This is a genomic window from Pseudomonas sp. (assembly GCF_035512415.1).
Classification (GTDB): domain Bacteria; phylum Pseudomonadota; class Gammaproteobacteria; order Pseudomonadales; family Pseudomonadaceae; genus Aquipseudomonas.
This window is the reverse complement of sequence record NZ_DATKDZ010000018.1, coordinates 1-10,443: the sequence shown is the minus strand read 5'-3', so window position 1 is coordinate 10,443 and position 10,443 is coordinate 1. Positions and strand designations below refer to the sequence as shown.

The window sequence follows — 10,443 nt, the reverse complement described above, 5'->3', positions numbered from 1 at the left end:
GGCTACGGCCCGACCGAAACCGTGGTCACCCCGCTGATCTGGGAAGCCTTTGCCGGCGACCAACTGGAGGCGGCCTACGCACCTATCGGCACCCCAGTTGGCCCGCGCACATGCTACGTACTAGATAACGAACTTAACCTGTTGCCCATCGGTGTGGCCGGCGAACTGTATATAGGTGGCGAAGTCGGCCTGGCCCGCGGTTATCACCAGCGCCCGGATCTCACCGCAGAACGCTTTTTGCCCGACCCCTTCGGCGAGCCAGGCGAGCGGATGTACCGCACCGGCGACCTGGTGCGTTGGCGTGAAGACGGTGCTTTGGACTACCTCGGCCGGGTCGACCATCAGGTAAAGATCCGCGGTTTCCGTATCGAACTGGGCGAAATCGAAAGCCAGTTGCTGGCCCTGCCGCAAGTCGCCGAAGCAGCGGTGGTGGCGCGCGATACACCGAGCGGCAAGCAGCTGGTCGGCTATATCGTTGGCCGCGGTGAACTGGACCTGAGCGAGATCAAACAACGGCTGGCGGCGCAGCTACCGGACTATATGCTGCCGGCACAACTGATGCAGCTGGCCAGCCTGCCGCTAACCCCGGCACGCAAACTGGACCGCGCCGCATTGCCGGAACCGCAGTGGCAAAGCGCGGATTACCAGGCACCGCAAGGCAACAACGAACAAATCCTCGCCGCCATCTGGCAGCAGGTATTAGGTGTTGAGCGGGTAGGGCGAACGGATCACTTCTTCGAGCTGGGCGGCGACTCCATCGTTGCGCTGCAGGTGGTCAGTCGGGCGCGCCAGCAGGGTTTGGGCCTGACGCCCAAGGATGTATTCCAGCAGCAGACCCTGGCCGAGCTGGCCGCCGTGGCCCGTGAAGTGGCCGCGCCGCGCGCCGAGCAAACGCCCGTCACCGGGCCCGCGCCCTTGCTGCCGATCCAGGCGCGCTTGCTTGAGCGCGAAGGTCTGGCCGCCTGCAACCAGTACCTGCTATTCGAACTGGGCGAGCCCTTCGAGCCGGCGCTGCTGGAGCAGGCGTTGCAGGCGCTGGTGCGGCATCACGATGCCTTGCGTCTGCGCTACTCGCGCGACGATAACGGCTGGCAGCAGTGGCATGCCACGCCGGCCGAGGCCAGTGCGCAACCGCTGCTGCAGGAGTACCTGGCCCAGGATGACGCCGCCGCGCAAGCGCGTTGCCGCGAGGCCCAGGCCAGCCTCGATCTGCAACAGGGGCCGCTGCTGCGCGCACTCTATCTGCGTCAGGCCGGCCAGCTTGACCGCCTGCTGCTGACTATCCATCACCTGGCCGTGGACGGCGTGTCCTGGAGGGTGCTGTTGGAAGATCTGCCGCGTGCCTATGGTCAGTTGCAGGCCGGCCAGGCTGTGCAGCTGGCGGAGAAAACCACTGCCTTCAAGACCTGGGGCGAGCGCTTGCAGGCCTTCAGCGAAAGCGACGCGGTGCAGAGCCAGCACGGGTTCTGGTTGGCCCAGGAACAGGCGGTTTGCGCTTTGCCGACGGTGACGGCGGCTCCGGGCCGTGAAGGCCAGCGGCAACGCCTGAGCCTCAGGTTGGCGGCCGAGCCGACCCGCGAGCTGTTGCAGGGCGCGCAGCAGGCCTATCGCCTGCGCGCCGACGAAGTGCTGCTGACCGCCCTGGTGCGGGTGCTCTGCGCCTGGAGTGAACAGCCGGCACTCAGCCTGCACCTGGAAAGCCATGGCCGCGCACCGCTGTTCGAGGACATCGACCTGAGTCGCACGGTCGGTTGGTTTACCAGCCTCTATCCGTTAAGCCTGCGGCCGGCGACGGGTCTGCCGGACAGCCTTAAAGCGATCAAGGAACAGCTGCGCGCGGTGGCCGATGGCGGCCTGGCCTATGGCCTGCTGCAACAGCAGGGCGCGCTGGCCGGGGTGACGCCGCAACTGCTGTTCAACTACCTAGGGCAGTTCGAAGGAGCCGGCGCGGGCCCGTTACAGGTGCTCGACGCCGGCCTCTGGCGCGAAGCCGATGCCCCCCTGGATGCGCCTCTGGTGATCAATGCCGAGCAGCGCGACGGCGGCTTGCAGCTGTATCTGGATTTCTGCCCCGGGCATTGGCAGCGCGCTACCCTCGAAGGCCTGCTACAGCAGCTGGAAGCCGAGCTGCAGGCGATTCGTGGTCATTGTCTGACTGTGGCCCGTTGCCTGACGCCTAGCGATGTCGCCCTGGCCGGCCTCGATCAAACGGCCCTCGACGCCTTGCCGGGTGTCGAGGATATCTACCCGCTATCGGCGCTGCAGCAGGGCCTGCTGTTCCACAGCCAACTGGGCGAGTCCGCCAGCAGTTACGTCAATCAATTGGTGCTGCCGCTCAGCGGGCTGGCACCCGAGCGCTTGCGTCAGGCCTGGCAGCAGGTGCTGCAACGTCACGCCATGCTGCGCGTGCGCATCATTACGGGCGAGCCGCCATTGCAGGCGGTGCAGACCCAGGTCGCCTTGCCCTGGCAGCAGCTCGACTGGCGTGAGCCGCAACCGCTCGCCGAGGGGGATTTCCAGATGCGTCTCGACGCCCTGTGCCTGGCCGAGCGCGACCGCGGTTTTGCGCTGAGCGAGGCACCGCTGCTGCGGCTGCTGCTGGTGCAGCGCGATGAGCAGCAGTTTGTACTGGTCTGGACGTTGCACCATTTACTGCTCGACGGCTGGAGCACCGGTTTGCTGCTCGGCGAAGTGCTGGCGCTATATCACGGCGACAGCCTGGCCCCGCCGCGTGGCCAGTTCCGCGAGCATATTGCCTGGCTGGCGCAGCAGGATGGGGCGACCAGCGAAGCCTTCTGGCGGCCGCAGTTGCAGCGCCTCGACGCGCCCACCCGAGTCGCCGGCAGCCTGCCGTGTCGCAGCCCTGGCAGTGGCCATGTGCGCCATCCGCTGGCGTTAAGCCGCGAGATGCAGCAGAGCCTGCGCAGCTTCGCCCAGCGCCAGGGGCTGACCCTTAACAGCCTGATCCAGGGTGCCTGGGCGCTGCTGCTAAGCCGCCTCACCGGCAAACGCGCGCTGTGCTTCGGCACTACGGTGGCGGGGCGGCCGGCTGATCTGCCGGGTGCCGAGCAGATCGTCGGGCTGTTTATCAATACCCTGCCAGTGGTGGTCGAGCTGCCGCCGGAGCAGGCGCTCGGCTCCTGGCTGGCGGCCTTGCAGCAGCACAACCTGGCCCTGCGCGAACACGAGCACACGCCGCTGTACGACCTGCAGCGCTGGGCCGAATTCGGCGGCGAGGCGCTGTTCGACAACCTGCTGGTATTCGAGAACTATCCATTGGGCGATGCCCTCAGTCGCGCCGAGCGTGGCGCGCTGCGTCTGGGCACGCCGCAGAGCCATGAATTTACCCATTACCCCTTGGCCCTGGCGGTATTGCCGGGCGATGCGCTGAACCTGCTGTTGGCCTACGACAGCGCGCGTTTTGACGCGGCGGCTATTGCTCAGATCGAGGCGTTGCTGCGTCAGGCTCTGGAGCAGTTGCTGGGCGACGTATCACGGCCGCTGGCAGCACTGGAATTGCTGGATAACGCCGAGCAACAGCGCCTGGCCGTGTGGAACCAGTGCCGGCAAGCCCATGATTCATCGCGTTTGCTGCCCGAGCTGATCGCGGAGCAGGCACTTCTGCGCCCCGACGCCATCGCTCTGGTGCATGGCAGCGAACGCCTGAGTTATGCCGAGCTGGAGGCCCAGGCCAATCGCCTGGCCCATCTGCTGATCGAGCGCGGCGTCGGCCCGGAAGCGCGGGTTGGCCTGTCGCTGGAGCGCGGCAATGGAATGATCGTCGGCCTGCTGGCCATTCTTAAAGCCGGTGGTGCCTTTGTGCCGCTGGACCCTGGTTACCCGCGCGAGCGCCTGGCCTATATGGTCGAGGACTCAGGCTTGCAATGGCTGATTACCAGCAGTGACTTGTCAGGTCGGCTGCCGGAAGTCGACACGCTGTGCCTGGATCGGCTCGACCTATTGGCTTATCCCACCACGACGCCTGACGTTGCGCTGCACCCGCTAAATCTCGCCTATCTGATCTACACCTCCGGCTCCACCGGCCAGCCCAAGGGCGTGGCGGTCAATCACGCCGGCCTGACTATGCATGTGCAGACCATTGGCCAGCGCTACGGCATGACCCCGGAGGATGTGGAGCTGCATTTCGCCTCCATCAGCTTTGACGGCGCGGTGGAGCGCTGGACGGTGCCGCTGGCCTTTGGCAGCCGCCTGGTGATTCGCGACCAACAACTCTGGAGCGCCGAACAGACCTGCCAGGTGCTGCAGGATGAAGGCGTGACCATCGCCATCTTCCCGCCCAGTTATGCGGTGCAGCTGCTGGACTGGATCGAGTCGCAGTCACTGACGCTTAATGTTCGTTCCTGGACCTTGGGCGGCGAAGCCTTTACCCGGGAAACCTACGAGCGTATGCAGCGGGTGCTCAAGCCCACGCGCATCGTCAATGGCTACGGACCCACCGAAACCGTGGTCACCCCGCTGATCTGGGAAGCCTTTGCCGGCGACCAGCTGGAGGCTGCTTACGCCCCCATCGGCACCCCGGTAGGCCCACGCAAATGCTATGTGCTGGATAGCGAACTTAATCTGTTGCCCATCGGCGTCGCTGGCGAGCTGTATATAGGTGGCGAAGTCGGCCTGGCCCGCGGTTATCACCAGCGCCCGGACCTGACTGCCGAACGCTTTCTACCCGACCCCTTTGGCGAGCCCGGCGAGCGGATGTACCGCACGGGCGATCTGGTGCGCTGGCGTGAAGATGGCGCTTTGGATTACCTCGGCCGGGTCGACCATCAGGTAAAGATTCGTGGTTTTCGCATCGAACTGGGCGAGATTGAAAGCCAGTTGTTGGCCCTGCCGCAAATCGCCGAAGCGGCCGTGGTGGCCCGCGATACGCCAAGCGGCAAGCAGCTGGTCGGCTATATCGTTGGCCGCGGCGAGCTGGACCTGAGCGACATCAAACAACGGCTGGCCGCGCAGCTGCCGGACTATATGCTGCCGGCGCAGCTGATGCAGCTGGTCAGCCTGCCGCTGACCCCGGCACGCAAACTGGACCGCGCCGCATTGCCGGAACCGCAGTGGCAGAGCGCGGATTACCAGGCACCGCAGGGCGACAACGAACGCCTGCTCGCCGCGATCTGGCAGCAGGTGTTGGGCGTCGAGCGGGTAGGGCGTAGCGATCACTTCTTCGAACTGGGTGGCCATTCGCTGCTGGCCACCCAGGTGGTTTCGCGCCTGCGTGCCGAGCACGGCCTGGCGCTGCCGCTCAAGGCGCTGTTCGAGGCGCCGCTGCTGGCGGCTTGCGCCGCTCAGCTTGCCCAGCCAAACCCGCAGCTGCCGAGCATCCGCGCGTTGCCGCGGGGCGCGGATCTGCCGCTGTCCTATGCCCAGCGCCGGTTGTGGTTCCTCAATCGTCTGCAACCGGACAACAGCGCCTACCATATGCCGGCCGGGCTAGCGCTGTACGGCCGCTTGAGCCGAGGCGCGCTGCAAGCCAGTTTCGATGCGCTGGTGGCCCGTCACGAGGCGCTACGCACGCGTTTTGTCGAGGTTCAGGGCGAGGCGCTGCAGCGCATCCTGCCAGCGCAGACCCAGGCCATCGCGCAGCATGATCTGCGCGAACTGCCCGCCCATGAGCGCGAGGCGGCGGCCAAGGCCATCAGCCAGCAACTGCTCGCCCAGCCCTTCGATCTGGCCCGCGATGCGCTGCTGCGCGTGGCCCTGCTGCGCCTCGGCGATCAGGAGCACCGGCTGCTGCTGGTGCAGCACCATATCGTCTCCGATGGCTGGTCGATGCAGCGCTTTATCGCCGAGTTCAGCGCGGCTTATGCGGCCTTTGCCGAGGGTACGCAACCGGCGTTCGCGCCCCTGCCGGTGCAATACGCCGACTACGCCCATTGGCAACGCCAGTGGCTGGCCAGCGGCGAGCGCGAGCGGCAGTTGGCGTATTGGCGCGAGGCCCTGGGCGAACACCAGCCTTTGCTCGAACTGCCCACCGATCACCCACGGCCAGCGCGCACCGGGCTGCGTGGCGCGCGTCTGCGCTTTAGCCTGCCGGAGGGCCTGACCCGCCAACTGCGCGCCCTGGCCCAGCGGGAAAATGCCACGCTGTTCGCCCTGTTGCTGGCGGCCTGGCAAAGCCTGCTGCACCGCTACAGCGGCCAGGACGATATCCGCGTCGGCGTGCCGGTGGCTGGGCGCAGCCTGCTGGAAACCGAAGGCGTGCTCGGTTGCTTCGTCAACACCCTGGTGCTGCGCGGCGCACCGGCTGGCAACAAGCCGTTCCGCCAGTTGCTCGGTGAACTACAGCAGGCCAGCCGCGATGCCCTGAGCCATCAGGAGCTGCCGTTCGAGCAACTGGTCGAAGCCCTGCAACCGCAGCGCAGCCTTAGCCATCACCCGTTGTTCCAGGTGTCTTTCAACCATCAGCAAATCGACTTTAGCGCCCTCGGCAACTGGCCGGGGCTGCGCGTCGAGCCTTTCGATCCGGGCGCGGCCGGTGCCCAGTTCGATCTGGCCCTGGATACCGAGGAGGCCGTCGACGGCAGCCTTAGCGGCTTTATCAGCTACGCCTGCGAGCTGTTCGAATCGCGCAGCATTGCGCGCATGACGCGGCACTTTCAGCGCCTGCTCGAAGGCCTGTGCGCCGCGCCGGATCAGGCCATCGGCCTGCTGCCGCTGCTGGAGCAGGAAGAAGAGGCGCGCATCGCCGCCTGGAACCACAGCGAGCGCGACTACGGTGCCTTCGTTCCGGTCACCCAGCTGATCAGCCAGCAGGCGGCGCGCACGCCGCACGCCACCGCGCTGCTGATGGCCGAACAGAGCCTGAGCTACGCCGAGCTGGAAGCGCGGATCAACCGCCTGGCCAACCGCCTGCGCCGGCTCGGGGTGGTGAAGGGCAGCCTGGTCGGCATCAGCCTGGAGCGTTCGCTGGAGCTGGTGGTCGGCTTGCACGCCATCGTCCGCGCCGGTGCCGCCTATGTGCCGCTGGACCCCGAATACCCGGTAGAGCGCCTGGCCTATCTGCTGGAGGACGCCGGCGTCGAGTTGCTGCTTAGCCATAGCCTGCTGTTGGCCGAACTGCCGCTGCCGGCGCAGGTGCGCACGCTGTGTCTGGACCGCGAGGATTGCAGCGCCGAATCGGCCCTGGCCCCGGCGCTCGACCTGCACCCCGACGACCTGGCCTATGTGATCTACACCTCCGGCTCCACCGGCAAACCCAAGGGCGCAGGCAACAGTCACGCGGCCCTGGCCAACCGTTTGTTGTGGATGCAGGAGGCTTACCGGCTGGACGCCAGCGATACGGTTTTGCAGAAAACCCCGTTCAGCTTCGACGTCTCGGTGTGGGAGTTCTTCTGGCCGCTGATGACCGGCGCGCGCCTGGCCGTCGCCGCGCCGGGCGACCACCGCGACCCGCAGCGCCTGCTCGAACTGATCCAGCGCCATAAGGTGACCACCCTGCATTTTGTGCCCTCAATGCTGCAGGCCTTTGTCGGCCACCCGCAGATCGAGGCGTGCGGCAGCCTGCGGCAGATCGTTTGCAGCGGCGAGGCTCTGCCTGCCGAGTTGCAGACGCGGGTGTTCCAGCGTCTGCCCCAAGTGCGCCTGTACAACCTCTATGGGCCGACCGAGGCGGCCATCGACGTCAGCCACTGGACCTGCGTCGACGAAGGTCGCCACGCGGTGCCCATCGGCCGGCCCATCGCCAACCTGCGTCTGCATGTGCTCGACCCGCAACTGAACCGGGTGCCGCTCGGCGTGCCGGGCGAGCTGTATCTGGCTGGTATCGGCCTGGCCCGCGGTTATCACGGCCGCCCCGAGCTGACCGCCGAACGCTTCGTGCCCGACCCCTTCGGCCCGCCGGGGGCGCGTATGTATCGCAGCGGCGACCTGGTGCGCTGGCGCGAGGACGGTGCCATCGACTACCTGGGACGCATCGACCATCAGGTGAAGATCCGCGGTTTCCGCGTCGAACTGGGCGAGATCGAAGCGCTGCTGCTGGCTCAGCCTGGCGTCGCCGAAGCGGTGGTGGTGGCGCGCGATACCCAGCTCGGCAAGCAGCTGGTGGCCTATCTGGTGGCTGAGGACGCGCAGGTTGGCGTCGACGAAGCGGCTTGGTTGGCCGAGCTTAAGGCCGCGCTGAAAACCCAGCTGCCCGAGCATATGTTGCCGGCCGCCGTGGTGCGTCTGGCGCAGATGCCGCTGTCGCCCAACGGCAAGCTGGAACGCCGCGCGCTGCCCGAACCGCAGTGGCAGGTGCGGCAGTACCGGGCACCGCTCGGCGAGCTGCAAGTGGCCCTGGCGACGATCTGGCAAACCCTGTTGGAAGTACCGCAGGTCGGCCTCGACGACAACTTCTTCGAGCTGGGCGGTCACTCGTTGCTGGCCACCCAGGCGGTGGCGCAGATCCGTCAGCAGCTCGGCCTGGAGGTGCCGCTGCGGGCCTTTTTTGAGCTGGACAACCTCGCCGCCCTGGCCGATTCGCTGCAGCAACAGGCACCGCAAAGCGCCGGGCAGGACGACGCCGCGCTGCGCGAAATGGCTGCACTACTGGATGAATTGGAGTCGCTGTGAGCAATCCCATGATCGACAAGGCCGCCCTGGCGCGGCGCTTTCTGGCCCTGGGCGCGGCTGAGCAGCGGCGCTTTCTTGAGTTGCTGCAGGCCAAGGGCATCCGCTTCGAGCTGCTGCCGCTGGTGCCGGCACCGCGGGGCGAGCGCCTGCCGCTGTCCTTCGCCCAGCAGCGCATGTGGCTGATCGGCCAGTTGGAGCCGGACAGCAGCGCTTACCACATGGTTGGCGCGTTTAGCCTGGAGGGCGAGCTGGACCGCGCGGCGCTGATCGGTGCGCTGGAGCTGATCCTGGCGCGGCACGAGGCGCTGCGTACGCGCTTTGTCGAAAGCGACGGTCAGCCCTGGCAGGTTATCGACCCGCCCGGCGCATTGGCGCTGGAGGAGCGTGATCTGCGTGGCGAGCCGCAGCAGCTTGAGGCGGTAACCCGCGAACAGGCGGCGCGCGCCTTCGACCTGGCCCGCGGGCCGCTGCTGCGGGTGCAGTTGCTGCGCCTGGACGACCAGCAATGGCGCTTGCAGGTGGTCACTCACCATATCGTCTCTGACGGCTGGTCGATTGGCGTATTCAGCGCCGAGCTGGCCCAGGCCTACGCCGCGCTGTGCCAGGGCCAGGGCCAGCCAGCGAGCCTGACCGAGCTGCCGGTGCAGTACGCCGATTTCGCCATCTGGCAGCGCGCTTGGCTGGAGGCGGGCGAGGGCGCGCGGCAGTTGCACTACTGGCGCGAGCGTCTGGGCTTTGAGCAGCCGGTGCTGGCCTTGCCCTATCTCCAGGCGGCAGGGCAGATGCGTCATGCAGTGCGCCTGGCGCAAGCCTTGCCGACTGGGCTGTCGGCGCGGCTGCGCGGCCTGGCCCAGAGCGAAGGCGCAACACTCTTTCAATTATTGCTGGCGGCCTTTCAGCTGTTGCTGGCGCGTTACAGCGGCCAGCGCGATATCCGTGTCGGGGTGCCGGTGGCCAATCGGCAGCGCGGCGAGATTGCGCCGCTAATCGGCTTTTTCGTCAATACCCAGGTGCTGCGTGCCGAGCTAAGCCCGCAGCAGTCGTTTCGCGCACTGCTTGCCCAGGTTCGCCAGCTCGCCCTGGAAGCTCAGGATCATCAGGACCTGCCATTCGATCAACTGGTCGAGGCCCTGGCCCCCGAACGCAGCCTCGGCCAGACGCCGCTGTTTCAGGTGTTGTTCAACCATCAGCGCCGTGACCTCGGTGCCCTGGCCAGGCTGCCCGGCCTGCGCCTGACGCCCCTGGCCCAGGATGTGCCGCATGCGATTTTCGACCTGGCCCTGGACAGCGAGGAAGACGCCGATGGCGAGCTGCGCCTGGTCTTCACCCATGCCCGCGAACGCCTGGACGCTGGCCTGGTGGCGCGTATGGCCAGCCACTTTATTGGCCTGCTTGAGCAGCTATGTCAGACCGCGGATCTGTCCCTGGCGCGCCTGCCGCTGCTCGATAACGAGGACCAGCAACGCCTGGCCGCCTGGAACCAGTGCCAACAAAGCCACGATCCTTCGCGCCTATTGCCCGAGTTGATCGCCGAACAGGCGCGTTTGCGCCCCAATGCCATCGCCCTGGTGTATGGCGGCGAACGCCTCAGCTATGCCGAACTGGAGGCTCAGGCCAACCGCCTGGCGCACTTGCTGCGCGAGCGCGGCGTCGGCCCGGAGGCGCGGGTCGGTCTGTCCCTGGAACGCGGAAATTCGATGATCGTCGGCCTGCTGGCGATCCTTAAAGCCGGTGGTACCTTTGTGCCGCTGGACCCCGGCTATCCGCGCGAACGTCTGGCCTATATGGTCGAGGACTCGGGCCTGCAATGGTTGATTACCAGCAGCGATCTGGCGGGGCGTTTACCGGCCGTGGACACGCTTTGCCTGGATCGGCTCG

At 66.7% G+C, this 10,443-nt stretch carries 2 protein-coding genes; both read left to right on the top strand.

Features of this window, described 5'->3' with window-relative positions:
* Window positions 1-8,565 (top strand): non-ribosomal peptide synthetase (locus VMP31_RS09950; protein ID WP_325506603.1); only part of this gene is annotated, 8,565 nt, incomplete at its 5' end.
* A partial coding sequence (locus tag VMP31_RS09945) for a condensation domain-containing protein (RefSeq protein WP_325506601.1) occupies window positions 8,562-10,443 on the top strand: 1,882 nt, incomplete at its 3' end. The genes VMP31_RS09950 and VMP31_RS09945, both read left to right, overlap by 4 nt.